At 69.9% G+C, this 26538-nt stretch carries 25 protein-coding genes; 7 read left to right on the plus strand and 18 right to left on the minus strand.

The window, feature by feature from the left end; all coding sequences use genetic code 11:
• Positions 1 to 77: 77 nt before the first annotated feature.
• The 15 genes from ACFU5O_RS05070 to ACFU5O_RS05140 form a co-directional block, all read right to left on the minus strand.
• A complete protein-coding gene (locus ACFU5O_RS05070; protein WP_384236550.1) occupies positions 78 to 1019 on the minus strand; it encodes a 2-hydroxy-3-oxopropionate reductase in 942 nt (313 codons plus the stop codon).
• Between the two features lie 38 nt (positions 1020 to 1057).
• Complete coding sequence (locus ACFU5O_RS05075; protein ID WP_384236552.1) at positions 1058 to 1915, minus strand: TIM barrel protein; 858 nt, start codon at positions 1913 to 1915, stop codon at positions 1058 to 1060.
• A 213-nt stretch (positions 1916 to 2128) separates the two neighbouring features.
• Positions 2129 to 3004 carry a hypothetical protein gene (locus tag ACFU5O_RS05080; RefSeq protein WP_384236554.1) on the minus strand — a complete coding sequence of 292 codons (876 nt, stop codon included), beginning with the start codon at positions 3002 to 3004 and terminating at the stop codon, positions 2129 to 2131.
• A 118-nt stretch (positions 3005 to 3122) separates the two neighbouring features.
• Complete coding sequence (locus ACFU5O_RS05085) at positions 3123 to 3674, minus strand: hypothetical protein (RefSeq protein ID WP_384236555.1); 552 nt, start codon at positions 3672 to 3674, stop codon at positions 3123 to 3125.
• Complete coding sequence (locus ACFU5O_RS05090; RefSeq protein ID WP_384236557.1) at positions 3671 to 4954, minus strand: MCE family protein; 1284 nt, start codon at positions 4952 to 4954, stop codon at positions 3671 to 3673. Before ACFU5O_RS05090 ends, ACFU5O_RS05085 begins: the two co-directional genes overlap by 4 nt.
• On the minus strand, positions 4951 to 6285 hold the full coding sequence (locus ACFU5O_RS05095) for an MCE family protein (RefSeq protein ID WP_384236559.1): 1335 nt from the start codon (positions 6283 to 6285) through the stop codon (positions 4951 to 4953). Before ACFU5O_RS05095 ends, ACFU5O_RS05090 begins: the two co-directional genes overlap by 4 nt.
• The gene (locus tag ACFU5O_RS05100; RefSeq protein ID WP_384236560.1) at positions 6282 to 7415 is read right to left on the minus strand and encodes an MCE family protein; all 1134 of its coding nucleotides are present in this window, start codon (positions 7413 to 7415) and stop codon (positions 6282 to 6284) included. Before ACFU5O_RS05100 ends, ACFU5O_RS05095 begins: the two co-directional genes overlap by 4 nt.
• Before the next feature lie 17 nt (positions 7416 to 7432).
• The gene (locus ACFU5O_RS05105; protein WP_384237729.1) at positions 7433 to 8410 is read right to left on the minus strand and encodes an MCE family protein; all 978 of its coding nucleotides are present in this window, start codon (positions 8408 to 8410) and stop codon (positions 7433 to 7435) included.
• Positions 8411 to 8430: 20 nt separating this feature from the next.
• Entirely contained in the window at positions 8431 to 9447 is a 1017-nt protein-coding gene (locus ACFU5O_RS05110; RefSeq protein ID WP_384236561.1) for an MCE family protein, read from the minus strand.
• On the minus strand, positions 9444 to 10688 hold the full coding sequence (locus ACFU5O_RS05115; RefSeq protein WP_384236562.1) for an MCE family protein: 1245 nt from the start codon (positions 10686 to 10688) through the stop codon (positions 9444 to 9446). Before ACFU5O_RS05115 ends, ACFU5O_RS05110 begins: the two co-directional genes overlap by 4 nt.
• 5 nt (positions 10689 to 10693) lie before the next feature.
• Positions 10694 to 11512: an MlaE family ABC transporter permease gene (locus ACFU5O_RS05120; RefSeq protein WP_384236564.1), complete on the minus strand. Its 819-nt coding sequence runs from the start codon at positions 11510 to 11512 to the stop codon at positions 10694 to 10696.
• Positions 11513 to 11523: 11 nt separating this feature from the next.
• Positions 11524 to 12294 carry an MlaE family ABC transporter permease gene (locus ACFU5O_RS05125; RefSeq protein WP_384236566.1) on the minus strand — a complete coding sequence of 257 codons (771 nt, stop codon included), beginning with the start codon at positions 12292 to 12294 and terminating at the stop codon, positions 11524 to 11526.
• Positions 12291 to 13250: an ABC transporter ATP-binding protein gene (locus ACFU5O_RS05130; RefSeq protein ID WP_384236568.1), complete on the minus strand. Its 960-nt coding sequence runs from the start codon at positions 13248 to 13250 to the stop codon at positions 12291 to 12293. The genes ACFU5O_RS05125 and ACFU5O_RS05130 overlap by 4 nt, the downstream gene beginning before the upstream one ends.
• Before the next feature lie 178 nt (positions 13251 to 13428).
• The gene (locus ACFU5O_RS05135; RefSeq protein ID WP_384236570.1) at positions 13429 to 14526 is read right to left on the minus strand and encodes a sigma-70 family RNA polymerase sigma factor; all 1098 of its coding nucleotides are present in this window, start codon (positions 14524 to 14526) and stop codon (positions 13429 to 13431) included.
• A 133-nt stretch (positions 14527 to 14659) separates the two neighbouring features.
• Positions 14660 to 15712, minus strand: a complete 1053-nt coding sequence (locus ACFU5O_RS05140; protein WP_384236571.1) for a lytic transglycosylase domain-containing protein — start codon at positions 15710 to 15712, stop codon at positions 14660 to 14662.
• Positions 15713 to 15930: 218 nt separating this feature from the next.
• Between ACFU5O_RS05140 and ACFU5O_RS05145 the strand changes: the two genes are divergently transcribed.
• From ACFU5O_RS05145 to ACFU5O_RS05175, 7 genes are all read left to right on the plus strand, one after another.
• Positions 15931 to 16236 (plus strand): hypothetical protein, encoded by a 306-nt coding sequence (locus tag ACFU5O_RS05145; protein WP_384236573.1) that lies wholly within the window; start codon positions 15931 to 15933, stop codon positions 16234 to 16236.
• Positions 16233 to 16610 (plus strand): helix-turn-helix domain-containing protein, encoded by a 378-nt coding sequence (locus tag ACFU5O_RS05150; protein WP_384236574.1) that lies wholly within the window; start codon positions 16233 to 16235, stop codon positions 16608 to 16610. Before ACFU5O_RS05145 ends, ACFU5O_RS05150 begins: the two co-directional genes overlap by 4 nt.
• Positions 16611 to 16775: 165 nt before the next feature.
• Positions 16776 to 17288: a 2-oxo-4-hydroxy-4-carboxy-5-ureidoimidazoline decarboxylase gene (uraD, locus tag ACFU5O_RS05155; protein WP_384236576.1), complete on the plus strand. Its 513-nt coding sequence runs from the start codon at positions 16776 to 16778 to the stop codon at positions 17286 to 17288.
• Positions 17285 to 17713 (plus strand): hydroxyisourate hydrolase, encoded by a 429-nt coding sequence (gene uraH / locus ACFU5O_RS05160; protein WP_384236579.1) that lies wholly within the window; start codon positions 17285 to 17287, stop codon positions 17711 to 17713. The genes uraD and uraH overlap by 4 nt, the downstream gene beginning before the upstream one ends.
• Before the next feature lie 6 nt (positions 17714 to 17719).
• Entirely contained in the window at positions 17720 to 18667 is a 948-nt protein-coding gene (gene pucL, locus ACFU5O_RS05165) for a factor-independent urate hydroxylase (RefSeq protein ID WP_384236582.1), read from the plus strand.
• 285 nt (positions 18668 to 18952) lie between these two features.
• Positions 18953 to 20344, plus strand: a complete 1392-nt coding sequence (locus ACFU5O_RS05170; RefSeq protein ID WP_384236585.1) for an 8-oxoguanine deaminase — start codon at positions 18953 to 18955, stop codon at positions 20342 to 20344.
• Positions 20345 to 20720: 376 nt separating this feature from the next.
• Complete coding sequence (locus ACFU5O_RS05175; protein ID WP_384237731.1) at positions 20721 to 22070, plus strand: nucleobase:cation symporter-2 family protein; 1350 nt, start codon at positions 20721 to 20723, stop codon at positions 22068 to 22070.
• Positions 22071 to 22201: 131 nt separating this feature from the next.
• Here the strand turns inward: ACFU5O_RS05175 and ACFU5O_RS05180 are convergent, their stop codons facing one another.
• The 3 genes from ACFU5O_RS05180 to ACFU5O_RS05190 all read right to left on the minus strand — a co-directional run bounded on the left by ACFU5O_RS05180 (position 22202) and on the right by ACFU5O_RS05190 (position 26435).
• Positions 22202 to 24085 carry a serine/threonine-protein kinase gene (locus ACFU5O_RS05180; protein ID WP_384236587.1) on the minus strand — a complete coding sequence of 628 codons (1884 nt, stop codon included), beginning with the start codon at positions 24083 to 24085 and terminating at the stop codon, positions 22202 to 22204.
• A gap of 264 nt (positions 24086 to 24349) precedes the next feature.
• The gene (locus ACFU5O_RS05185; RefSeq protein ID WP_384236590.1) at positions 24350 to 25198 is read right to left on the minus strand and encodes a chitosanase; all 849 of its coding nucleotides are present in this window, start codon (positions 25196 to 25198) and stop codon (positions 24350 to 24352) included.
• Between the two features lie 136 nt (positions 25199 to 25334).
• Positions 25335 to 26435, minus strand: coding sequence for a catalase family protein (locus tag ACFU5O_RS05190; RefSeq protein WP_384236593.1), 1101 nt, complete (start codon positions 26433 to 26435; stop codon positions 25335 to 25337).
• Positions 26436 to 26538 lie beyond the last annotated feature (103 nt).

Genomic DNA, 26538 nt, shown 5'->3' on the forward strand with positions numbered 1-26538 from the left:
ACAGGACAGGTGTCGGCGCAGCCACGGCCCGGACGTTCGGGGGTCGGCGGATCCCCGGGCCGAGGAAGCGGGCCGGGTCAGGCGGCCGGCCGGCCGGAGAGTCGCTCGACGGCGCGCAGCAGGGCGGAGTGGTCCAGACCGCCGTCGCCCTGCGCCCGCAGGGAGGCGACCAGTTGGGCGACCACGGCGCCGACGGGCAGGGCGGCACCGACACTGCGGGCGGCGTCCGTGACGATGCCCATGTCCTTGTGGTGCAGGTCGATACGGAAGCCCGGCTTGAAGTCCCGGTTCAGGAAGTTGTCCTTCTTGCGGGTCAGCACCGTGGAGCCGGCCAGGCCGCCGTTCAGGACGTCCAGGGCGGCCTGGAGGTTCACACCGGACTTCTCGAGGAAGACGACGGCCTCGGCGCACGCCTGGATGTTGACGGCGACGATCAGCTGGTTGGCGGCCTTCACCGTCTGGCCGGAGCCGTGCGGCCCGCACAGCACGATGGTCCTGCCCAGCGACTCCAGGATCGGCAGAGCCTCGTCGAAGGCCTCCTGCTCGCCACCGACCATGATCGAGAGCACCGCCTCGACGGCGCCGGCCTCGCCGCCGGAGACGGGGGCGTCCAGCACGCGGATGCCCTTCTCCGCCGCGTTCCTGGCCAGGTCGACGGAGGTCTGCGGGGTGATCGAGGACATGTCGATCAGCAGCGCGCCCTGCTTCGCGTTCTCCAGGATGCCCTCGGGGCCGTAGGCGACCGCCTCGACCTGCGGGGAGGCGGGCACCATCGTGATGACGACGTCGGCGTCCCTGACCGCCTCGGCGATCGATCCCGCCGTGGTGCCGCCGGCGGCGGCCAGCCGGTCCAGCTTGTCCTGCTCCAGTGTGAAGCCCGTGACGGAGTATCCGGCCTTCAACAGGTTCTCGGACATGGGAGAGCCCATGATGCCGAGACCGATCCAGGCAACTCTCGGAGGGGCTGGGCGGGAGGAATCCGGCTGGGCCGGGTTGGCGGAGTCTGCGAGGTTGCTCATGAGAGTGTCTTCCTAACGGCTCTGGTACGTCATCGAGTTCAGCGGGCCGCGCGGGCCTCGACCGGAAGCCAGTCGAAGGCCTCGGAGCTGGGGCGGTCGCCTGGCTTGTACTCCAGACCGACCCAGCCGCCGTAACCGGCCTTCCTCAGCTCGGAGATGAGCTCCTCCAGCGGGAGGGAGCCCGTGCCGGGCGCGCCGCGGCCCGGGTTGTCGGCGATCTGTACATGGCCGGTCCTGTCGGCGTACGCCCCGATGACCTGGCTGACGTCCTCGCCGTTCATCGACAGGTGGTAGATGTCGAGCAGGAACTTCGCGTTCCCGAGGCCCGTCGCCGCGTTCACCTTGTCCACGATCTCGATCGCGGAGGGAGCGCTCACCAGCGGGTAGAGCGGGGACTCCGGCTTGTTCAGGGCCTCGATCAGCAGGATCGCCCCGACCCGGTGCGCCGCGCGGGCCGCCATGGCCAGGTTCTCGAGGGCGAGCTCGTCCTGGACGGCCGCGTCGACTCCTTCGACGCGGTTGCCGTACAGCGCGTTGAGCGCCCTGCAGCCGACCGATGCGGCGAAGTCCGCCGCGAAGTCGATGTTGGCGCGGAAGCGGTCCGACTCCTCGCCGGGGACGGAGAGGGCGCCCCGGTCCGGCCCCGGCAGCTGTCCCGCGTAGAAGTTCAGGCCCACCAGCCGGGTGCCCGCGTCCACCAGTGCCTGCCTCAGGGAATCGAGCTCGCTCTGGTCGGGCGTCGGGGTCTCGGTCCAGGGCCACCACAGCTCGACCGCGGTGAAGCCGGCCGCCGCGGCGGCCGCGGGGCGCTCGAGGAGCGGGAGTTCCGTGAAGAGGATCGACAGGTTCACATCGAAGCGCTGGTCCGTGACTGCGCCTTCTGGGAAGCGGGCCATGAGAGGCGGCGCTCCTTCCGTATTGCGGAAGTTTGTTTCTGCTTAATGGAAGATTGCCCGGGGTGGGGGAGGCGTGTCAAGAGCAGGTCCGTATGACGCCGGCACGAAGCCGCCACGAAGACGACAAAAAGGCGCCTCCCGAGCGTGGGACGGGGGCCGTGTCCGGCTCTCTCGTCCCGGCTCGGGAGGCGCCAGGGCGCGTCCCGCGGCGGACTACAAGGCGTCGACGGCTGCCACCTTCCAGCCGCCGGAGGTCGGCTCGAGCGTCATCCGCACCCGGTTCAGGTCGACGCGGGGCCCCTCGACCTGAGTGCTCCGCGTCACCTGATTGACGAAGAGCAGCACCACCGCCTTGTCCGGCGAGGCAGACACCACCGATGCGGCAGGGGCGCCGCCTCCGGGTGGTGTCACGACCGTCGCCTTGACCACCCCCTGGTACTTTCTCGCGGTCGGAGCCACCACGGCCTTGGTCGTCCTGAGGTACTCGTCACGGAAGGACCCGGTGAGATGCCCGCGCGCCGCGGCGAAGTCGCGGTCCAGATGCCGGTAGTCGTACGACAGGACGACAGGCGCCGCCTCCCGCGCGGCCGCCAGCGCCTGGTGCCGTGCCTGCTCCGCCTGCCGCCCGTGCTGGTGGTCCAGCCCGAGCACGACGGCCCCGACCAGGCCGGACAGCGCCAGGACGGCAAGCAGGGCGATCACCAGCAGGCGCCGCCGCACGCCCGAAGGCGCCCCGTCGGCCTCTGCCTCTGCCTCCGCCTCCGAGGCGTTCTGCTCCGCCTCCGGTGTTCCTTCACGGGCCGGATCTGCCAGGTCCGGATCCCCGAGGTCCGGATGCTCCAGGTCCGGGTCCTTCCAGTCCGGCGCCTCCCAGTCCGGCTCGCCGGTGTCCTCGACCCGCTCCTCAGCGCGCAAGGTCCGTCCGGAGACCGGCCCGAGGGGCAACTGTCCGGTCGGCTGGTTCTCGGGTGTTTCCGGGGCGGGGCTGCCGACGCGCGCGGTGCGCTTTGCCGCCGCTCGGGCGGCCGCGGTCATCGAGCGGCGAGCGGGGGAGCCGACGCCGCGGCCTCGGGTGATCGGGTTCGCCACGGGTTTTCTCCTCACTGGTGGTACGGGTGTGCGGGGGCGCGGTGCGGGGCCGGGGCCTCTCGGCCGGCAGCCGGAACGCCTGACGATTCCCCGCCTGCGGCGGGCTCCGGGGCGCCCGTCAGCCCACGAACTCGACGTTGGACGTCAGCCAGCGACCGCCCTCGTGCACGAGGTCGAGCTGCAGTCGGTAGGTGCGGGCCTGGCCCTCGGGGGACGCGGTGTTGGTCACCTTGCTGTCGGCGACCACGAGGACCCGGGCCGTGCTGTCGTCGGCCCGGGTGATGCCCGCTTCGAGCACCTGCCCCTCGGAGACCGACTTGTTCGCCGCGACCAGCTTGGTCAGCTCCGCCGTCTGGGCAGCGAACTCCTTCTTGAAGTCGCCGGTGGCGCCCTTCAGCACGTTCTCGCTGTCCTGCTTGTAGTGCCGGTGGTCGAGCGAGGTGAAGTTCAGGGCCGACTGGCGGGCCGCCGCCAGGATGTCCTGGCGGCGCTGTTCCTCGGCTCGCTGCTCCTGCACCTGAAATCCCAGCCAGACGGCGAGGACTGTCGTGACGACGGTCGCCGTCGCCAGCGACACGGGCATCGCCCTGCCACGGACGGCGGCTTCCGTCGCCCTCGACCACAGCCCGCGCAGCCGCTGCGTCGCGCGTGCCGCGAGACTTCCGGTCATGCCATCGGTCCGACGAGCAGCCATTGCCACGAGTCCTTTCCGAATACGCTCTGTTCGCCGCCCGTCGAGCCGATCTCGACAAGCGTTCCGTCCGGTCCGGCGGCTGTGCCGGTCTCGGGGTCGTACGGGGTGACGTGTGCGGTCCGGTCCGCGCCGCCGGAACCGGTGCGCGACGAGGAGCCGGGGACGTTCTGCGCCCCCCGCACCGAGGTGGGGCCGCCGCGCGGGGCCGCACAGCGCGCCTCGGTGTTCGCGGGCCGCTCGCTCGTGTCCGCCGGGTCGCGCCGCTGCGTCCCGTATCCCTGTCGGCACGGCGGCGGTTCGTCGGCGTTGACGACCATCCCGAAGTGGGTGGTGCCGTCGCCCGGGATCACGGTGTAGCTGCCCGCCACCACCACGGGGAAGGTGACCAGGGCCTGCTCCACACCGGGCAGCCTTGCCACCGTGATCTGGCCGCCGCTGATCAGATTGCCGAGTAGCACGGGCAGATGGGGCCGCGTGTCCGTCAGCAGTGAGTTGACCTCATGGGCGGCAGGGGCGCCCGAGCCGACCAGCCTGCGGATGTCACCGTCACTGGACTTCAACTCGGCGGTGAGAGCCGCCAGATCGCGCGAGAAGGACGTGATGGCCGAGCCCTGGTCGGTCTGTGTCTTCAGGACCTTCCGTGAGTCCTCGATCAGCGAGACCGTCTGCGGCAGCGAACGGGAGGCCGACTCGACCAGTGCGTTGCCCGAGTCCACCAGGCGGCTCAGCTCGGGCCCGGTGCCGGCGAACGCCTTGCCCAGTTCGTCGACCGTGATCCGCAGGTCCTTCTTGCCCACGGACGTCACCAGCCGGTCCAGGCCCAGAATGAGATCCGTGGTGGGCAGTGGCACCCGTGTGTCGTTGCGGGCGATGGTGCTGCCGTCCCGCAGATACGGTTCCCCGGCGGTGCGCGGCTGCAGATCCACGTACTGCTCGCCGACCGCCGAGCGGTTCGCCACCACGGCCACGGTGTCGGCGGGGATCCCCGGCCCGTCCTCCTTGATGTCCAGCGCCACGGAGACCCCGTCCCGGCCGGTGAGCCGCAGCTCCCCGACGCGGCCCACCGGCACACCGCGGTAGGTGACCTCGGCCCCCGGGAAGATCCCCCCGGAGTCCGCGAAGTCCGCCCGCACGGTGTAGTCGCGGTCGAAGAGGATGTCGGCCAGCGCCGTGTAGCGGGCGCCGACGTACGACACACCGACGGCGGTGACAGCGGCGAAGGCGAGCAGCTGGGCCCTGACCGTACGTGTGATCATGGCTGCATCCCCTTCAGCATCAGTTCCGCGAGAGCGAGATCGACTCCGGTCGGATAGCGGCCTTCACTCCCGGTGTCGTACGACACCTGACTGCCGGTGCACACCGGCGGGCACAGCGGCGCGTTGCCGCCAGAGGGAGGCGAGGGGGTACCGGGCGCGTCCGGCGTGCCGGGCTTCGGCAGGGACGTCGGGCGGGGGATCCCGGGCACCTCGGGTACTCCGGGAATCCCGGGCACGGGAACGTCGGGGATTCCGGGCTTCTTCGGGCCGCCCGGCTTCCCGGGCCTGCCGCCTGGACTGCCGTAAAGGCTCGCCAGATCGAGATCGGCGGTGATCTTGAGGTTGACGTAGTCGCCCTTGACGGCGTCCGTCGCGTTGCGCGGGAACGGATACGTCGTCAGCAGTTCCAGAGCGCCCGGGAGATCGTTGCCGGCCTTGTTCAACTGCTGGAGAACCGGCTGGAGACTGCGCAGATTGGCGATGACATCGTCGCGCGAGGCGTTGACCACTTCGGTGCCGGTCCTGCCGAACTCCGAGAGTGCGGTGAGCATCGACGTCAGCTTCCGGCGCTGGTCGGCCAGTACCTTGAGGGCGGGCGGCATGGTGTCGACGGCCTGGGCGATCGTCTTCTTCTCCTGGCCGAGACGCTTGGTGAGCCGGTCGATCCCGTTCAGCGCGCGGATGATCTCCTTGCGCTGTCCGTCGAGCCCGCCGACGAAGGTGTTCAGCTCCGTCAGCAGGGACTTGACGCGGCTCTCGCGCCCCTCCAGAGCGTTGTTGAGTTCCGTGGTGATCGTCTTGAGCTGGGCCACCCCGCCGCCGTTGAGCAGCGCCGACAGCGCGGACAGCACCTCCTCGATCTCCGGGTTGCGACCGCTGCGTGACAGCGGGATCGTGGCGCCGTCGCCGAGCCGGCCGACGGGCGCGGTGTCCACCGGCGCCGACAGCGCGACGTACTTCTCGCCGAGCATGCTGGTCTGCCGCAGCTCGGCGACCGCGTTGCCCGGCAGTTTCACCGAGTCCGAGATGCGCAGCCGTACCCGGGCGTGCCAGCCGTTCAGCTCCACGGACTCCACCGAGCCCACGGTGACGTCGTTGGCCTTCACCGAGGACTGCGGCACCAGGTCCAGGACGTCCCTGAACTCGACGGTGACCCGGTGGGCATGGCCGTCGGTCGCCGCGCCGCCGGGCAACGGGACGTCGTACAGACCCTCGAAGTCGCAGCCCGCCAGCAGCAACGAGCCGGCCGCCGCCCACACCGCCGTGCTCATACGCAGCACGCTCCTGCGCTCCACGCTCCTGCGCTCCACGCTCCTGCGCTCCGCACTCATGCGCCGGCCTCCAGGATTCCGCCCAGGGTCCGGTCGGCCGGACCGGACCCCGATACCGGCCGCGCGGCACCAGGCCCGAGCTCCGGCAAGGAGTCGAACAGCTTCTGCCAGTCACGGCAGTCCCCGGCCTTGCCCTCGCCGGTCGTCCTGAGCAGCGAGCACAACAGGGCTCCCGGGTCCTGCGGCTGTTCAGGGTTGTTGCGGGTGTCGAGGGTTCCGGAGGACGGGTTGTAGGCGTTCTGCAGATTCGACAGCCCCGCCGGGGCGACCTCCAGGAGCTCGGCCAGCGCGGCACGCTGGGTGACCAGCACCTTGGTGACCTTGCTGAGGCCCTCCACGTTCGACGTCAGTGACTTCTTGTTCTTCCTGACGAAGTCGGACACATCGGCGAGTGCGATCCCGAGATGCCGCAGCGCGGCCGCCAGGTCCTTGCGCTCCCCGGCGAGCTGTTCGGCCACGTTCGCCAGACTGTCGTTGAACGAGCGGACGTTCTTGTCGTCGGCGGCCAGTACCGCGGTGAACACCTGAAGATTGCGGACGGTGCCGAACATGTCCTGCCTGCCGTCGGCCAGGGTGGTCACGGCCAGTGAGAGATCCTCCACCGTCCGGTGCAGGTTCTCGCCCTGTCCTTCGAGGTTGTCCGCGCTCACGCCCAGCAACCGGGACAGCGAACCCTCCTTGTTCGCACCGCGTGGACCGAGCGCTTCGGACGTCGTGTGGAGGCTGTCGAAGACGCGGTCCAGTTCGACCGGTACGGCTGTGCGCTTCTCCGGGATGACGTCGCCGCTGCGCAGGGCAGGCCCGTTCCGGTAGACCGGCAGCAGCTGGAGGTAACGGTCGCTGACCACGGAGGAGTTGATGATCGCCGCCTTGGCGGCGGCGGGGACCTTGCGCCCGGCGTCGTACTCCAGCTCCACCCGCACCCGGCCGCCCTCCGGAGTGATCTCCTTGACCTCGCCGATCCGCACGCCGAGCACCCGCACGTCGGAACCGGGATGGATGCCGACCGTCCGGGGGAAGTACGCCGTGACCCGGACCGGTTCCGGATGGGGCCGGAGCACCACGGCGACCGCCGCGACGACGGCTATTGCGGTGACCACCGCGGCCCGCCGCAGCAGACGCCTGCTCATCACGAACCTCCCTTCCATCACGAACCTCCCGTTCGCGGGACCACCGGAGTGGCGACCATGTTCTGGATGTAGCTGTCGAACCAGCGGCCGTTGCCGAGGGCGTTGGTGAAGACCCGCACATAGGGCGCGAGAAGCCTGACGCTGCGGTCGAGCGCGGACTGATTGCGTTCCAGCATCGTGACCACCGTGTTCAGGCCCTTGAGCGCCGGACCGATCTCCGCGCTGTTGTCCTCGACCAGGCCGGAGAGCTGGATCCCGAGCGCGGCCGAGCTCTTGAGCAGCGCGTGGATCGCCGCCCTCCGCCTGGAGATCTCCTTGAACAGCGCATCGCCGTCCTTGACGAGCGTGGAGAACTCCCCGGAACGCGCGGCGAGGACTCCGCTGACCCCGTTGGCGTGGTCGAGGAGTTCACGCAGCGCCTGGTCGCGGGAAGCGACCGTACGCGAGATCTTCGACAGGCCCTTGATGGAGGCCCGCACCTCGTCGGGGGAGTCCTCGAAGGTGGTGGAGATCGTGTCCAGGGCTGTCGCGAGCCGCTCCGTGTCGACCTTCTCCGTCGTGGTGGTCAGATCGCTGAAGGCCGCCACGACGTCGTACGCGGGAGTCGTCCGGTTCAGTGGGATCTCGCTGCCCGGCTCCAGCCGACCGGATCCCTTCGGCTCGAGTGCCAGGTACTTCGCGCCCAGGATCGTCTTGACGCGGATGGCCGCGCCCGTCCTGGTGCCGAAGCCGGGCTCGCCCTTGACCCGGAAGACCACCTTGACGTGGTCTCCGTCCAGGTCCACCTCGTCGACCTTGCCGACCTTCACCCCGGCGATACGGACCTCGTCGCCGGCCTTGAGACCGCCCGCCTCCGAGAACGCCGCGCTGTACGTCTCTCCGTCGCCGATCAGCGGGAGACTGTCGGCGTTGAACGCGGCGACGGTCAGCAGCCCGAGCGTGGTGAGGCCGACCGCCCCGATCACCACGGGGTTCCGCTCCCGGAACGGCAGCATGCGCGCCTTCATACGGGGCTTCACGCGCACCTCGCACGGGCGACATGGAGCTCGGGAGTGAGCACCTCCCTGGTCTTCGGCAGCACGACCCGGCCGTCGAAGTCACAGAGGTAGAAGTTGAACCACGAGCCGTACGAGGCGGTCCCCGTCAGCTTGTTGAGCTTGTTCGGCAGCCGCTTCAGCACACCCTCCACCGTCTTCTCGTTCTTGTTGAGCGTTCCGGTGAGATCCCTCAGCCCGGCGATGTCGTCGCGCAGCGGCGGGCGGGCGTCCTTCAGCAGGCCCGAGGTGGCCTGCGTCAGCTCCCCGATGTTCACCAGCGAGTCACCGATGGGCTTGCGGTCGGCCGAAAGGCCGGAGACGACCCGCTGCAACTGCTTGAGCAGCTCCGAGAAGCGGGCGCCCCGCTTGTCGAGCGTTCCCAGCACCGTGTTGAGGTTGTCGATCACGGAGCCGATCAGCTGGTCGCGGTCCGCGAGCGTGGTGGTGAGCGAAGCGGTGTGCGCGAGCAGGCTGTTCACCGTTCCGCCCTCGCCCTGGAGCGTCTTGACGATCTCGGTGGCGAGCTGGTTCACGTCCTTGGGGCTCAGCGCCGCGAACAGGGGCTTGAAGCCGTTGAGCAACGCGTTCAGATCCAGTGCCGGCTGTGTCCGGGACAGGGGGATCCGGCCGCCGGGCGGCAGCCTGGTGCCGTCTCCCGCGCCCTCGGTCAGCGCGATGTACCGCTGGCCCACCAGGTTGCGGTAACGGATGACGGCGCCGGTGCTGGTGAGCAGCGGCCGGTCGCGGGAGACGGCGAAGGTGACCTCCGCCAGCGTCCGGTCCTTGATGCGGATGTCCTCCACCTCGCCGACCCGTACCCCGGCGACCCTGATGTCGTCGCCCTTCTCGAGGCTGGTGACGTCGCTGAACACGGCGCGGTACGTGTGCTCCGGAGTGAAGGAGATGTTGACGATCGTGGCCGCGAGCAGGGTGGTCGCCAGCACGGTCACCACTGCGAAGAGGCTGAACTTGATCAGAGGGGCCGCTGCCTTCATGCGACGCTCACCGCCGTTCCCCGGACCATCGGACCGAAGAGCAGCGTCGCCACCGCTGGCACCTCATCGGCCGGTACACCCATGACAGGGGCCACGAGAGAGCCGACAGCACGCTGCTCGGACTCGGTGGCGGACACCTCGGTGGCGGACCCCTGGGAGGTTGCCCTGGACGTACCGTCGTCCAGCTTGGTGGCAGGTGCCGGGACCTGTGGACGTGGCATGCCGTGGCAGTCGGGACCCGAGCGCTCGGCGTAGCGCGGTTCCTCGCCCGGCCGGTACGCGGGCCGCGGGCGGACGACTTCGAGGGTGATGCGCATCTCCCCACCTCTGAAGGCCTGTTCGGAAGCCGCCTCCTGCCTGACCAGGCCGTTGAGGAGGCAGGGGTACTCCGGCGCGTAACGGGCGAAGAGCGCCAGCGTGGGACGTGAGACACGACCGAGGGTGATGATCCGCCCGGCGTTCTCGTCCAGGACCGCGTCGGCGGTCCCGGCGACGGTGGCCGTGGAGGTGAACAGCGCGGAGAGTTGCTCCCGCTTCTCCACGACCGTGCGGCTCGTGGTGATCGTGTTGCGCAGGATCCGCATCAGATCGGGTGCGGCGTCCCCGTACACCTCGGCGGTGTCGGCGAACCGCGAGATGTCCTCCTTGATCGAGGGCATGTGCGGGTTGAGCCGGCTCAGATAGTCGTCGACGCGGGTGAGGTTGCCTCCGATCCGGTCGCCGCGGCCCTCGAGCGCCGTCGCGAACGCCGACAGGGTGGCGTTCAGTTCGGCCGGCCGTACCGTACGCAGCAGCGGCAGCAGGTCGTTCATCAGATGCTGCACCTCGATACCGGCCCTGGTGCGGTCCTGCGTGATCACCTCCCCGGCACGGATGTGCCGCCCCGACGGCTGCGGGGGCGGGACCAGGTCGACGTACTTCTCGCCGAAGAGCGTCTTGGGCAGCAGTCGCGCCCTGACATCGGACGGGATACGGGAGACATGCTCCGGCTTGAGCGCCAGGACGAGCGTCGCCTTCGCGCCGTCGGCGCGCACCTCGCGCACCTCGCCGACCAGCAGCCCGCGCAGCTTGACGTCGGCCCGCGGCTCCAGCTGGTTGCCGAGTGTGTCGGCCTCCAGCGTGATCCTCACGACGGAGACGAACACCTGCTGGTACACGGCGACGGAAAGCGACAGCAGCAGCGCGATGACGACGATGAAGACGATCCCGTACACCCTCAGTCTGACGACCCGTGTCCGCATCGGCCCTACCCCGCAATCCGTACGGTCGTGTTGGCGCCCCAGATCGCCAGGCTGAGGAAGAAGTCCAGGACGTTGATCGCGACGATGGAGGTGCGCACCCCACGGCCGACCGCGACGCCGACGCCGGCCGGCCCGCCGCTCGCGTGGTAGCCGTAGTAGCAGTGCACCAGAATGATCACGACGGCGAAGACGATCACCTTGCCGAAGGACCACAGCACGTCGACCGGCGGCAGATACTGCTGGAAGTAGTGGTCGTAGGTGCCGGTGGACTGCCCGTAGTAGCCGGTGGTGATGGTCCGGGCGGCGAAGTACGAGGACAGCAGCCCGACCACATAGAGCGGGATCACGGCGACGAAACCGGCGATCATCCGGGTGGTCACCAGGAACGGCAGCGAGGGAACGCCCATCACCTCCAGCGCGTCGGTCTCCTCGCTGATCCGCATCGCGCCGAGCTGGGCGGTGAATCCGGCCCCGACCGTCGCGGACAGCGCCAGCCCGGCCACCAGCGGTGCGATCTCGCGGGTGTTGAAGTACGCCGAAAGGAACGCCACGAAGTTCGAGGTGCCCAGCTGGTTGAGGGCCGCGTAGCCCTGGAGGCCCACCTCGGTGCCGGTGAAGAACGACAGGAAGGCGATGACCCCGACGGTTCCGCCGACCACGGCCAGCGCGCCCCGCCCGAAGCTCACCTCGGCCAGCAGCCGGAGGACCTCCATCTTGTAGCGGCGAAGAGTGCGGCCGGTCCAGGCCAGTGAGCGTCCGTAGAAGGACAGTTGGGTCCCGAGCTCCTCCAGGGAGCGGAGCGGGCGCCCCACGAAACGGTTCATCAGAGCCACGGTCAGCCCCTCTGCGGAACGACTTGGAAGTACACGGCGGTCATCACGAAGTTCGTCACGAACAGCAACATGAAGGTGATCACCACCGACTGGTTCACGGCATCGCCCACGCCCTTCGGCCCGCCCTTGGCGGTCAGCCCCTTGTACGAGGCGACGACGGCCGCGACAGCGCCGAACACCAGGGCCTTCAGCTCGGCCGCCCACAGGTCGGAAAGCTGGGCGAGGGTGGTGAAGGAGGCGAGATACGCCCCCGGTGTGCCGTTCTGCAGGACCACGTTGAAGAAGTAGCCGCCTGCCACGCCGACCACCGACACCAGGCCGTTCAGCAGCACCGCCACCACCATCGAGGCCAGCACCCGTGGCACGACCAGCCGGTGGATCGGATCGATGCCCAGCACCTGCATCGCGTCGATCTCCTCACGGATCTTGCGCGCCCCGAGGTCCGCGCAGATGGCCGTGCCGCCCGCCCCGGCGATCAGCAGCGCGGTGACGATCGGCGAGGCTTCTCGCAGCACCGCGAGCACCGAGGCCGCGCCCGAGAACGACTGTGCACCCAGCTGACGGGTCAGGCTGCCTATCTGGAGTGCGATGACCGCCCCGAAGGGGATGGAGACCAGCGCCGTGGGCATGATCGTGACGCTCGCGATGAACCACGCCTGCTGGATGAACTCCCGCAGCTGGAACGGACGCCTGGGCAGCGTCCGTGCGACGTCCAGGGCCATCGCGAACAGGCTTCCCGTATGCCGCAGCGCCGCGTTCGGTGACAGGCTCATACCTCCGCCGCCCTTCCGCGGACCGCGGCCCGCACCTGCCGCAGTGACTCCCGGTCGGCGATCGCCTCCCAGCGCGGCGGCCGGGTGATCCCCGCGCTGGGCAGCAGACGCGGGGGCAGGTCGGGTATCCCCGGTGGCGCCGCGTCCGCGCCTGCCTCGAGTTGCGCCAGCTCCTGCTCGACCTGGGCCGCGTCCTTCTCCTCCGCCATTCCGATCGGGCCCTGCATACGGCCGTTCAGGAACTGCCGCACGACCGGCTCCTCGCTGGTCAGCAGCTCCTCCCGGGGACCGAACATCACCAGTTCCCGCCGGAAAAGCAGCCCGATGTTGTCCGGGACCTGCCGCGCCGATGCAATGTCATGGGTGACGATCAGAAAGGTGGCGTCGATCTGCGCGTTGAGGTCGACGATCAGCTGGTTGAGATAGGCCACCCGGACCGGGTCGAGTCCCGAGTCCGGCTCGTCGAACAGAATGATCTCCGGATCGAGCACCAGCGCGCGCGCCAGCCCGGCTCGTTTGCGCATACCGCCGGATATCTCTCCGGGCAGCTTCTCCTCCGCCCCGATGAGCCCGACCATGTCCATCTTCTCGAGGACGATGCGCCGGACCTCGCTCTCCGGCTTACGGGTGTGCTCACGCAGCGGGAAGGCGATGTTGTCGTACAGATTCATCGACCCGAACAGCGCGCCGTCCTGGAACAGCACTCCGAAGAGCTTCCGCACCTCGTAGAGATCGTGTTCGCGCAGGGTGGTGAGGTCCGTGCCCGCGATCCGCACCGACCCGCGGTCGGGCCGCAGCAGCCCGACGAGCGTCTTCAGGAACACCGACTTGCCCGTGCCCGAAGGGCCGAGCATCACCGAGACCTCCCCGGCGGGCAGCGTCAGGGAGACGTCCTGCCAGATGACCTGGTGGCCGAAGGACTTGGTCAGTCCTTCCACACAGATCTCGACACCCATACCGGTTCACCCTTCAGCCGTGGAGCGGTCCGACATCTGCTCTACGGGGAGGGAGGGCCCGTCCGTCGCTGCTGGGTGAGGAATTTTTTGCCAGCCCGGAACCGGGAGGCAATGAGCGCGCAATCAGGCGGTCAACCGGGCGAAGCCGTTGCCGAGCCCGGCGACGCGCGCCGGAAACTCAGGGGGTCGGAAGCACCCGGGGCTGCGCGGGCGTCTGCACCCCGGATGCGCTCGTGTCCGGCGCCCGGCGGGGCAGCGGCTGCTCCCGCACCGGCTCGGAAGCCAGATCCGGCGCCGACGTAGGGGCAGGCACCCCGGCCACGTCCTGTGCATCGGGCACGTCCGGTACGTCAGGCAGATCCGGGGCGGAGGTGAGGCCGGGGACCGAGGATAGGCCGTCCAAGGGGACCTCCGGCACAGCCGTCACCTCCGGGACGTCCGGCACGGCGGGCGGGGACAGCGGCAGTCCGGGCAGCTCCGGCAGTGCGGGCACCACGGCCCCCGGAGCGCCGGACTGCGTCCAGGCGGTGGCGGCCGGTCCGGAGGTCTCACGGCTGCCGGGCGCAGACGCTGTGGTGCCCGCACGCGGTGACATGCCGTCCGACGCCCGCGACACCGCGGGGGACGGGGGCCGGGAGGAGGGGGCGTCCGCGTCCTGGGCGTACGGCAGGATCAGCCCGGCCACCGCCAGAGTCGCCGCGGTCGAAGCCACCGCCACCGCCTGGGCGTTGCCGCCCTGCGGCCGGCCGCGTCCGATCACCCAGAGCGCCAGGCCCAGTGTGGCGGCCAGCGAACTGCGGAGCGTCCGGCGGGCCCGCGCCAGCAGGGACTCGACGGTCCGATAGCTCAGTCCCATCTTCGTGGCGACCTCGCTGACGTCCAGGTCCTCCGACTTGAGCCACAGGGCCTCGGCCTGTCGGGCGGGCAGTTCCTCGCTCCGTACGGCCAGCCACATCGCCTCTGCGCGGTCGCAGACCGCCTCCTCCACCGGCACCGGAACCGGCGCGACGAGCGTGGGGCTGCTGCGTACCTCGGTCTCACGATGCACCTGCCGGTAGCGGTCCACGCACAGCCGCATCGTCACGGTCGTCAGCCAGGCGCCGAGCCGCTCGTCGTCGAGATGAGGGTGCTCGGCGGCACGGAGCATCGCCTCGTGCACGGCGTCCTCGGCGTCCTCCATGCTCATCGACCTGCGGCGCGCCACTTTGAGCAGCTGCTCGCGGTGGCTCCATGCGCGCTGCCACCGTTCGCGGGCCGCGTCAGTGTCCGTCGTCATGAGGGCCCCTTCGCTCTCACTCGTCCGGGCAGGTGCTGGGCCCGGCGCGGGGGAGATTACCGTCGGGTATCCCGGCTTGTGGAGGGGGAGACGCTTATCGATTCCTTTCCGTTGCCGACCTGTCCGCCGCTGGTCAGCGTGCCGGTACGGTCAGGGTGCCGACGACGGGCACGCCGGACGGCCCGGCGACGGGCCCTGGGACGGGAAGCCGCGGCGCCCCGGGCACCACGCCACCGTCCCCGCTCTTCGAGGGCGAGGGCGAGGCCGAAGTGGTGGGGGCCGGCGCGGGGGCGGGCGGGGGAGAGCCCCCGTCAAGGCCGCCCGCGGGGGCGGATGGCTCGGATCGCTTCGAAGGCCGCGGCGTACGCGGCGTATCCGGTGTCCCGGGTTCCGGGCCGTCGGCCGGTCCGGAGCCGAGGTCCGGCACCACCCGGTGGCCCCCGAGGAAGTGGGCGAACCAGGCCAGCACCGTGCGCAGATACGCCATGGAGTGGTTGTAGCCGAGGATCGCCCGGTCCAGGTCGGCCGGGTCGGAAAGGTCCCTGCCGCCCGCGCACAGATAGCGGGCGGCGGCGAGTGCCGCGTCGTGGATGTTGCCGGGATCGCTGTGGCCGTCGCCGTTTCCGTCGGCTCCCCAGACGGCCCAGGTCGAGGGGATGAACTGCATGGGGCCGACGGCGCGGTCGTAGACCGTGTCCCCGTCGTGGACGCCGCCGTCGGTGTCCGTGATCGTGGCGAACCCGTCGCCGTCCAGCCGCGGACCGAGGATCGGGCTGAGGGTCGTGCCGTCCGCGGTGAGCCGGCCGCCACGCGCCTGCCCCGACTCCACCTGGCCGATCGCGGCAAGGAGCTGCCAGCGCAGCCGGCAGTCCGGGGTGCTGCGGGCGAGCTCCGCCTCCGCCCGTCGGTAGGCGGCCAGCACCGTGGCGGGCAGGACGCCGCCGGCCGTCACGGCGGACCCGCCCGAACCGGGGTCCGCTTCGGAGACCGCCGCGTCCCTCGTCCGCAGCGGCGGGAGTTCGGTGCGGTAGAGGGAGTCGCCGGAGACGCTCGGTCCGGGGGCCGCCCGAACCGGTTTCGCGGGTGCGGAGGCCAGGGCCCCCGGTGCCTGCGACGCGGTCATGGCCGCCATGGCCACCGCCGCCACAGCAGTTCGCTTGACAGCCCTGTGCGTGTGCCCTGTCATGCCGTGCACCCCTCCCTGTCGCTGCGCCGTACCGGGACCGAGGTTCCTGGACGGCTTCCGTCAACCGCTCTACGCGGGAGGGCGGTCCGTCCGTCGCGCGGATCGGGAGGAAGGCGGAACGAGGGCGGAACGGGAGGACGGCGGAACGGGGGGGCGGAGCGGGAGGAAGGGACGGGCCGAGCGGCGGACGGCGGCACGGGCAGGCTTAACGTGAGGGCATGCGATTGCGAGTGGAGTTCACGACGGAGCCCTTCGACCTGGACGAGGCGCCCGCCCATGCCCTGGTGGCCCGTGAGGTCATCCAGGCGGCCGATCTGGACGACGTGGACGTCGGGCCCTTCGGCAATACGGCGGAGGGCGAGGCGGACGCGCTGCTCACCGCGGTCGATTCGCTGCTGCGGCAGGCGCTGGGGGCCGGCGCCACCCGGGTGTCGCTTCAGGTCAATGTGATCGGGGACGGCCAGGGTGGCGGAGACGCCGCAGAGGTCGCGGACGGTCGGGGCAGCGGGGAGGGCGAGCAGTGACCGAGCCCGGGGACCACCCCCTCGTCGCCGCGGTGAAACCGCTCGTGGACGCCATGGGCGCGCAGATTCTGCTGCCGGAGGCGGCGAAGGCCGACGATGTCGTCCTGGCCTGGGAGGGCGAGGAGGTGCTGGCCGTACGGCTGCCCCAGCTCTCGGACTCCCTGGACCACATTCTGGCCGCCATGGAGCGCACGTACGGCATGCCGCTCTCCGCGCTGGACCGCAAGACGAAGCAGTCGGTCGTACGGACCCTCGAGGCGCGCGGGGCGTTCTCCGTGAGGCACGGTGTGGAGACCGTGGCCGGCGCGCTCGGTGTCAGCCGCTTCACCGTCTACAACTATCTGAACCGGGACAACGGCACCAAGAGTGATTGACCAGTAACTCTCCGGGGTGAGCCGCCGTCCGGATGCCGGGACAGCGGCTTTTGTGCCGACTTCCGCCCGCTGGATTTCAACAAAGTGTTGACGGGGTGTCGGTGGAAGGCGTTAGCTGTCCGCAGCCCGTCCGACGCACAGTGCAGAACAGCCACGGAGGCTCCCGTGACTTCGACTTCCGTACCGGGCCTCGCCCGGTTCAACACCTCGGCGGACAGTGAGGCCCAGGCCGCACTGCACGAGGTGTGTGCCAGTTCCGCGTGGGGGAGCAAACTGCTCGCCCAGCGCCCGTACGCCACCGTGGAGGCCCTCTTCGCCGCGAGCGACGCCGCCATGGCCGAGCTGACCGAGGACGATCTGGCCGAAGCGATGGCGGGGCACCCGCCGATCGGTCGCCCGAAGCCGGGGGATCCGACCTCCTCACGCGAGCAGAGCGGGATGGCCGGCGCGTCAGACGAGCTCAAGGCCGAGATGCTGGAACTCAACCTGGCCTACCAGGACAGGTTTGGCCATGTCTTCCTGATCTGCGCCACCGGAAGGACGGCCGGGCAGATGAGGGATGCCGTCCGCGAGCGGATCCACAACACCCCCGAGCAGGAGCGCGAGATCGTCCGCACCGAACTGGGCAGGATCAACCGCATCCGGCTGAGCCGTCTCGTGGAGGAAGAGAGCGCATGAGCACCGGGACTGCGGCATCGCCGCACACCTCCGTGTCCACCCACATCCTGGACACCAGCATCGGACGCCCCGCCGCGGGTGTCGCCGTCTCGCTGTCGGCCCGCAAGGGACCTGGCGGTGAGTGGGTGGCGCTCGGAGGATCGGCCACCGACGCGGACGGGCGCTGCAAGGACCTGCCGTCGCTGCCGGAGGGCACGACCCATGTACGTCTCGACTTCGAGACCGAGGCCTATTTCCTCGGTTCCCCCGAAGTCGGCAAGAAGCAAGCCGATGCGCAGCAGGACGCCCCCGCGAATCGGGACAGCGGTGCGCCGGGTGTGTTCTTCCCCGAGGTGGCGATCACGTTCGCCGTCGTTGCGGGCGAGCACTACCACGTACCGCTGCTGCTCAACCCGTTCGGCTACTCCGTTTACCGAGGGAGCTAGCAGACAATGACAGCCCATTCCCGGCCCGCCCGTCCTGTGATTCTCGGCCAGAACCAGTACGGCAAAGCAGAGAACCGCGTCGTCAGGATCACGAGGGACGGCGCAACCCACCACATCAAGGACCTCAACGTCTCGGTCGCCCTCTCCGGTGACATGGACGACGTGCACTACTCGGGCTCGAACGCCAACGTCCTGCCGACGGACACCACCAAGAACACGGTGTACGCGTTCGCCAAGGAGCACGGCATCGAGTCGGCCGAGCAGTTCGGCATCCACCTCGCCCGGCACTTCGTGACGTCGCAGGACCCGATCCACCGTGCGCGTATCCGTATCGAGGAGTACGCGTGGGAGCGCATCGAGGCCTCCGACGCCAACTCCAGGTTCATCGGTGCGGACGAGGTCAAGCACTCCTTCGTCCGCAAGGGCCAGGAGACCCGGGTCACCCAGATCACGTACGACGGTGCGGAGTGGGAGGTCGTCTCCGGCCTCAAGGACCTCACCGTGCTGAACTCGACGAACTCCGAGTTCTGGGGGTACGTCAAGGACAAGTACACGACACTCCCGGAGGCGTACGACCGCATCCTGGCCACGGAGGTGTCCGGCCGCTGGCGGTTCAACTGGACCGACGACGAGCAGCGGATGCCGAACTGGGAGAAGTCCTACGAGCAGGTCAGGAAGCACATGCTGCAGGCCTTCGCGGAGACCTACTCCCTCTCCCTGCAGCAGACGCTGTACCAGATGGGTGCACGCATCATCAACAATCGCTCGGAGATCGACGAGGTCCGCTTCTCCCTGCCGAACAAGCACCACTTCCTCGTCGACCTCGAGCCCTTCGGCCTCAAGAACGACAACGAGGTCTACTTCGCGGCCGACCGCCCGTACGGCCTGATCGAGGCCACGATCCTGCGCGACGGCGTCGAGCCGAGGATCCCCGTCGACACGACCAACCTCTGACGTCGGGCCGGCACGCGGCCCCGCCACCACCCCTGGCGGGCGACGGCCGGGGCCCGTGGACCGGCGAAGGGCGGGTCCGGACACCGGAGTGGTTTGCTTGATGACAGATGTATGCCGCACACAGCCGCCGAGGTGTACGCCGCACCGGTCGCCACGGCGTACCCCCGCACCGGTTCCGCCCCCAGCTGTACCCCTCTCGGCACCCACGGCCCCCGGCCGTGGCACTCAAATCCCCCGGGTCCTGCCGTGCCCTCACCGCCACTGAAAGACAAAGGACGCACCGCCATGGCAGCTTCGGCAGCAGCCCCGCGCATCGTCATCGAGAACTGTGCGATCGCGACCGTGGACGCCGACGACACCGAGTACGCCGACGGCCACGTGGTCGTCGCCGGCAACCGGATCGAGTCGGTCGGCGCGGGCAAGGCCCCCGAGAACCTGGAGAACGTGGTCCGCCGCGTCGACGGCACCGGTCACCTCGTCACCCCCGGCCTGGTCAACACGCACCACCACTTCTACCAGTGGATCACCCGCGGCCTCGCCACGGACCACAACCTCTTCAACTGGCTGGTGGCGCTCTACCCGACGTGGGCGCGCATCGACGAGCAGATGGTCCACTCGGCCGCCCAGGGCTCGCTCGCGATGATGGCCCGCGGCGGTGTCACCACCGCGATGGACCACCACTACGTCTTTCCGCGGGGTTCCGGAGACCTCTCCGGCGCGATCATCCGCGCCGCGTCCGGGATGGGCGTCCGCTTCACCCTCGCCCGCGGTTCCATGGACCGCAGCGAGAAGGACGGCGGCCTGCCGCCGGACTTCGCCGTGGAGACCCTCGACGGCGCGCTCGCCGCCACCGAGGAGACCATCGACCGGCATCACGACGCCTCCTTCGACGCGATGACCCAGATCGCCGTCGCCCCCTGCTCCCCCTTCTCGGTCTCCACCGAACTGCTCAAGCAGGGCGCCGAGCTCGCCCGCCGCAAGGGCGTGCGGATGCACACCCACGGCTCGGAGACGGTGGAGGAGGAGAAGTTCTGCCACGAGCTGTTCGGCATGGGCCCGACCGACTACTTCGAGTCCACCGGCTGGCTCGGCGACGACGTGTGGATGGCCCACTGCGTCCATATGAACGACTCCGACATCGAGGCCTTCGCCCGTACGAAGACCGGTGTCGCCCACTGCCCGTCGTCGAACGCCCGCCTCGCCGCCGGCATCGCCCGCGTACCGGACATGCTCGCCGCCGGTGTTCCGGTCGGCCTGGGCGTCGACGGCACCGCCTCCAACGAGTCCGGCGAGCTGCACACCGAGCTGCGCAACGCGCTGCTGATCAACCGCCTCAGCACGGTGCACCGTGAGTCCGCGCTCAACGCCCGCCAGGCCCTTCGCCTCGGCACGTACGGCGGCGCCCAGGTCCTCGGCCGCGCCGACCAGATCGGCTCGCTGGAGCCCGGCAAGCTCGCCGACCTGGTGCTCTGGAAGCTGGACACGCTGGCCCACTCCTCCATCGCCGACCCGGTGACCGCTCTGGTCTTCGGCGCGGCGGCCCCGGTCACGCTCTCGCTGGTGAACGGCCGGCCGGTGGTCGAGGACAGCCGCCTGCTGCATGTCGACGAGGACGCCGTCGCCCGTTCCACGCGGGCGGAGGCCCAGCGTCTGGCGCGGATCGCCGCGCAGGCCTGACACCCCCGGAAGTCCGGCAGAGGGGGACGGCCCTCGGCCGGCGGCCGTGGACCCGAGCGGGGTCCACGGCAGCCGTCACCGGAGGGTGCGTGCGCCAAAGGTACGTACCCTCCGGGGCGGTGACTCGTGTCGTCACTCGCACCGGCACATGCTCATGGGCGCACTTCAGCACATCACCTGCACCACGCATCACTTCGCAGCACCTCCCTGACACCCACGTCACCGCCGACGTGTTACCAGACCGGAGGAACAGCCCGTGGCCGCACAGCCCAGGATCGACACCGACACCGACACCGACACCGACACCGACACCGACACCGACACCGTGCCCGAGGGCCGGAAGCATCCGGTCGACGAGACGCTCCCGCCCTTCAGGATGTTCACCAGCGGCCTGCAGCACGTGGCCGCCATGTACGCGGGCGTGGTGGCCCCGCCGATCGTCGTCGGTGCGGCCGTGGGCCTCTCCGGCACCGAACTCACCTTTCTGACCGGCGCCAGCCTCTTCACCGCCGGTCTCGCGACCTTCCTCCAGACGCTCGGGGTGTGGCGGATCGGCGCCCGCCTGCCGTTCGTCAACGGCGTCACCTTCGCGGGTGTCGCGCCCATGCTCGCGATAGTCGACACGACGAAGGACAAGGCCGACGCGCTCCCCGTCATCTTCGGGGCGATCATCGTCGCGGGAGTTCTGGGCTTCGTTGCCGCCCCCTACTTCAGCAAGCTGGTGCGGTTCTTCCCGCCGGTGGTCACCGGAACCGTCATCACCCTCATCGGCATCTCGCTGCTGCCCGTCGCCTTCGGCTGGGCCCAGGGCCCCGACCCCGCGGCGGACGACTACGGTTCGACCACCCATCTCACCCTCGCGCTCATCACGCTGCTCGTCGTCCTGGCCCTGCGCCGCTTCACCCGCGGCTTCCTGAAGCAGATCGCCGTACTGCTCGGCCTCGTCCTCGGCACGCTGATCGCGATCCCGTTCGGCGTCACCGACTTCGACCCGGTCGCCGACGCGGCTCTCATAGGCTTCCCTGCTCCCTTCCACTTCGGCGCCCCGCAGTTCGCGCTTGCCGCGATCGTCTCCATGTGCGTCGTCATGGTGGTGTCGATGACCGAGTCGACCGCCGACATGCTGGCGCTCGGTGAGATCGTCGAGCGGCCCGCCGACGAGCGGACCATCGCCGCCGGACTGCGCGCCGACACTCTGGGCTCTGCGCTCAGCCCGCTGTTCAACGGCTTCATGTGCAGTGCCTTCGCGCAGAACATCGGTCTGGTGGCGATGACGAGGATCCGCAGCCGCTACGTGGTCGCCTGCGGTGGAGGCTTCCTCGTCCTGATGGGCCTGTGCCCGATGGCCGCATCGCTGATCGCCGTCGTACCGCGCCCTGTTCTCGGCGGCGCGGGTGTCGTGCTCTTCGGTTCGGTCGCGGCGAGCGGCATCCAGACGCTGGTCAGGGCCGGCCTGGAGAAGGACAACAACGTGCTGATCCTGGCCGTCTCGCTGGCCGTCGGCATCGTTCCGATCAGCGCGCCGGAGTTCTACCACGCCTTCCCGGAGACCGCGAAGATCATCCTTGACTCGGGCATCTCGACCGGCTGTGTCGCCGCCGTGCTGCTGAACCTCGTCTTCAACCACCTGGGCAGGGGCCGTGACACGGACGACGTCACGGCCCCGATGGAACCGGGCGAGGAACTCTCGCAGACGCGGTCACCGAAGTCGCTGCCCGTGCACTGACCGTCGGGTCGGGCGGGCGCCCGGAGCCGACGCTCGGAAACGCGCCTCCTCACCAAGCGCGCCGCCGTACGAAACGCGCCCCGTACGAAACGCGCCCCGTACGAAACGCGTCGCCTCATCGATGTCCGGCCTCAGGAACGCGACACGGAGAAGCTGCTGCAGCCGGGTCCTTGCACGGCGCCGTCAAGATGCTCCGGTGTGCCGGGGTCGTACCGGGCGGCCAGGCCGACCATCAGGAAGTCGGGGGGCTGTTCGATCCAGTAGTCGCCGGCGAGCGACAGCTCACCGTCCAGATACGTCCCGGTCATCGCGAACGAGCCTCGGGGCACCAGTGGATTGGAGGGGGCGGGGAAGAAGCTGAAGACGGCAGAGACATCTCCGTCGCCCTGGTCCTCGATGGTCAGCGACAGGCCGGTGATGCCCTGGTTGCAGACATAGCTGCCGAGCCATCGCCCGGTGACCGCCTCGACGCCGTTGTCCTGGGACGGCTCGGGCTCGGGCTCGCTGCTGCTCGTCTCCGCCAGGGAGGTCTCGGACGCACCACTGTCAGGAACGGACTCCTCTGTCGCGCTCTCCGTCGGTGAGGGTGCGTAGGAGGAGGTCTGCGACGGGGTGGCCGAGTACTCCGTCGCCGAGGAGTAGGGGGAGGCGCCCGCCGAGTCATCGGGGGAGTTCCCTGAGCCGAAGATCGCCTCCGCCTGCCATGCGAAGACGCCGATGAGCACCACCGCCGCGGCGGACGCGAGGGCCAGGCGCCGCCGTGTCGGGTGAGGGGAGGGAGAGGTCCCAAGGCCGCCGGATCCGGGGCCCACCGTGCCGGTTCCCGACCCATGACCGTGCGGCGGCTCGGCCGCGGGTGACACGGAAGGTGCCGAAGCCGGCGGTGGTGCGGGCGGTGGTGCGGGCGGTACGGACGGTGGAGGCGTGGGCGGTACCGAGGGCGTCGGCGGTACGGGAGGGGGCGACGAGGTCCGGCCGCCCGGCAACGCGGTGCGCGTCTCCGCGTCGGCCTGCTGCGAGCCCGAGCCCGAGCCCGAGCCCGAGCCGGAGGCCGAGCCCGAGCCCGAGCCGGAGGCCGGGACGGCGCCACCGGCACCGGCGCCCGCCTCCTCGGCGACGGTCTGTGCGTACTCCCGGACCGTGCGGGCGACGGACTCCGGCAGCCATGAGGCACTGGTGAACAGCAATGTGGTCTGCGAGGCTCCCGCGGCGTCGGTCAACTCCGAGAGCAGTTCCCCGACCGGGGGCCGCTCGCCGGGCTCCTTCGCCAGGCAGCGTGCCACGAGCGGACGCAGCCCGGGCGCCACGGCGTCCAGCTCCGGCTCGGCGTACACGATCCTGAACATCAGGCCCTGGGCCGAGCCTGTGCCGAAGGGACCCGTGCCCGACGCGGCGAAGGCCAGCACGGCCCCCAGCGCGAACACATCGCTCGCCGGGCCGACATGACCACCGGTCAACTGCTCGGGCGACATGAATCCCGGTGTGCCGATCACGGCGCCGGTACGCGTGATGGCACTCAGCTCGCTCGCGACGGAGATCCCGAAGTCGATCACCCGCGGGCCGTCCGGCGCCAGCAGGACGTTGGACGGCTTCAGGTCGCGGTGAACAAGTCCCGCCCCGTGGATCGCCTCCAGTGCCTCCGCCAGCCCGGCGGCCAGGGAGGTCACCGGCCCTTCGGGCCACGCACCCGAACGTGCCACCGCCACATCGAGGGACATGCCCGGCACATACGCGGTGGCCAGCCAGGGCGGATCGGCGTCGGGGTCGGCGTCCACGACGCCCGCGGTGAACACACCGTTCACCCGTCTCGCCGCCGCCACCTCGCGCGCGAAGCGCTGCCGGAACTCGTGATCCTCGGCGAGTTCGGGCCGTACCACCTTGACCGCGACGGCCCGTCCACCGCGCGAACGGCCCAGATACACCCGGCCCATTCCCCCCGCTCCGAGCCGCGCCACCAGCCGGTACGGGCCCATCTCGCGCGGATCGCCCCCGCCCAGCGGTTTCAGCGATTCCATCGCCCCACCCCCCAAGTCCGCGTGTGCGCACCGCAGATGGCTGACATGGTGCAGCAGGCAAGCGCTCACATGGGCAGTTATGCGGAAATGAGGCACCCGACCGGGATCCGGCCCCGGACGGGACGGGTCGGCACCGGCCTCGTCGCGTCGGCGTCCGGTCAACGCAAGGGCGTGCGGGCGGACATGGGGCCACGGGACCGGAACGCGCCGTGAGCGCGCGCACGGCGCCCCTCGAGTGCCGTACGCGCGCTCCGGGGCGCCGGATCAGTCGATGTGGAAGCTCTCCCCGTACACCTTCCAGTCCAGAGGCGTGCGGAGGTCGAGATTGCGCTTGTCGAGGAACACCCGCTGGGCCGTGTCCACGCGGCTCGTGTCCTCGTGGGCCTCCTCCTGCTTCATCGCCCAGACACGGGCGTCGAGGAAGGCGTGCAGATACGTGACCTCGTCGCCGCCCTGGGCCGGCGGCCTGGCCTTCGCGAGGGCCTTCCTGCGGATGCTGCCGAAGCTGGTGCTGTCGCCGCCGTCACCGTGCATGACGATGGCGTCGTAGTAGATGAACTGGCCGAGGGTGCCGATCCCGTCGTCCTTGCCGCGCCTGACGGCCGGGTCGAAGTAGACGCGGTCGCGCTCGTCGTTCTGCGCCCGTTGGAACTCCGGGTCCTGGGCCGCCCTCTTCCAGTCCCTGGTGAAGTTCGGGTCGAGCCCCTGGTGCGAGTCGGTTCCGTCGACCTCGCGCAGCGCCGGTAGGTACCTGGCGAGGACGTTGCCGGGCCTGCGGTCGGTGTAGAGCTCGACCAGGTCGAGCATGTCACCGGTGCCGGAACAGAATCCGATGATGCCGGCCGTGTAGCCGCGGCCGTCGTCGATGTCCTCGATGTACTGGTACTGGGCCTTCCAGTCCAGCGAGGAGTTCTCGGCGCTGGACACCAGTTGCATGGCGATCTCCTTCTTCGCCGGGTCGTCGAGACCGGTGGCCCGTGTCTGCGGGGCCTGCGTCACTCCTGCCTCCGGGGCCGCGCCCGCCGTGCCCGGCAGGGCCGTGAGGCCGAGACCGAGCAGCGCGGCGGCGAGGACCGTACGTCGTGCGGTGGTGCTTCGGTGGGGGACGTGCACCTGTGACCTCCAAAGGGAGTTCAGTGTTCCGCGGTTCTGTTAGGAAGCTTTCCTATCAGAGCCTCCCCGGCCCGTACACCCCCTCTGCCCGCCCGAATCGAGCGGCGCGCCCGTGAGCGGGCCGAGGGTGTGACGCTCAGCCCAGGAGCTCGGCGCTGCCCGTCGGCTCCTGGCGCCGCTGGCCGTTGAGACGGTGGCGCTCGATCGAGGAGCGGCGGTAGACCTCCTCGCGCACGCGCTGGATCTCGCCGATGGGGCGGTGGTCCTCGCGAGTGCGCCAGGGGGTGATCGAAGTGCCGTCCGCGGCGGTGAGGTTCTCCTCGCCGCCGATGTCCTGGCGGGGAAGGTCTATCCGGGCCACCGTCACCCAAGGGGAGAGCTGCTCCGGCCACTCCACGGAGGTGTTGTCCACGGGCATCCGTGCGAGGTCGGCGTTCAGCTGCACCTGCAGCTCGAAGGCGTGGTCGCGCGCGGCGGCCTCTGCCACGAGGGTGTTGCGGAAGGCCTCACCGTCGGTGCGCACATCGACGTCGAGGTGCGCGACGGATGAGACCGGGACCGTACGGATCTTGGCGATGTGGTCGCCGTAGCGGAACGCGCCCATGCTGTTGTAGGTGTACGAGAGCAGGTTCCGCCGAGGCACCTGGGTGAACGACAGCATCGCGAACAGCTCGTCCCACAGCCACTCGTCCGCGGTCGCCAGTGAGCCGCGCCGGGTCAGGAACTCTCCCATCCAGGACTTCCGCCGCGCCGGGTTCACCAGGGCGTCGGGAAGCTCGGCGAAGAGCTCCTCGATGACCATGTAGTCGTACGCCGTGTTGGCGAAGAACACCTTGTTGTTGATCAGGTTGAGATCGAAGGTGCCGGCGTCCGGCTCGTCCGCCAGCAGGGAGGTGCCGGGCACCCCGAACATCTTGATTCCCATGCCGCAGGCCGCGCCGAGCAGGGAGTCCGCCCGCAGGTGGCCGAGCCCGTTGGAGTAGCGCACGACCGCGTCGTAGGTCGCGGGACGGGCGAAGAGTCCCTGGGCGTACGGGTCCGGGATCTCACCCACCGTGACGGTGGCCTTCATCAGGCCGTAGGTCTTGCCGTGCGCCGTGCGGACCGCGCGCCCCACGCCCTGCCGCTCGACGGACTCCTGTGTCCGCTGCGCGACACTGCGCACGACCTCGTCCAGCTCCTGCTGGTAGCCGGGGCGCTCGGCGGGGGTGTACGTGTCGTACCTGACGAATGCCATCGCAGGCCCTCCTTCTGGCTCGCTGTGAACGGTGCTTGTCGACGAGTTCGAAGGTAGCGCACAACTTAATTGTGCACGATGTAACTGCATGTGAGGATTCCCA

Source organism: Streptomyces sp. NPDC057445 (assembly GCF_042802855.1).
GTDB lineage: Bacteria > Actinomycetota > Actinomycetes > Streptomycetales > Streptomycetaceae > Streptomyces.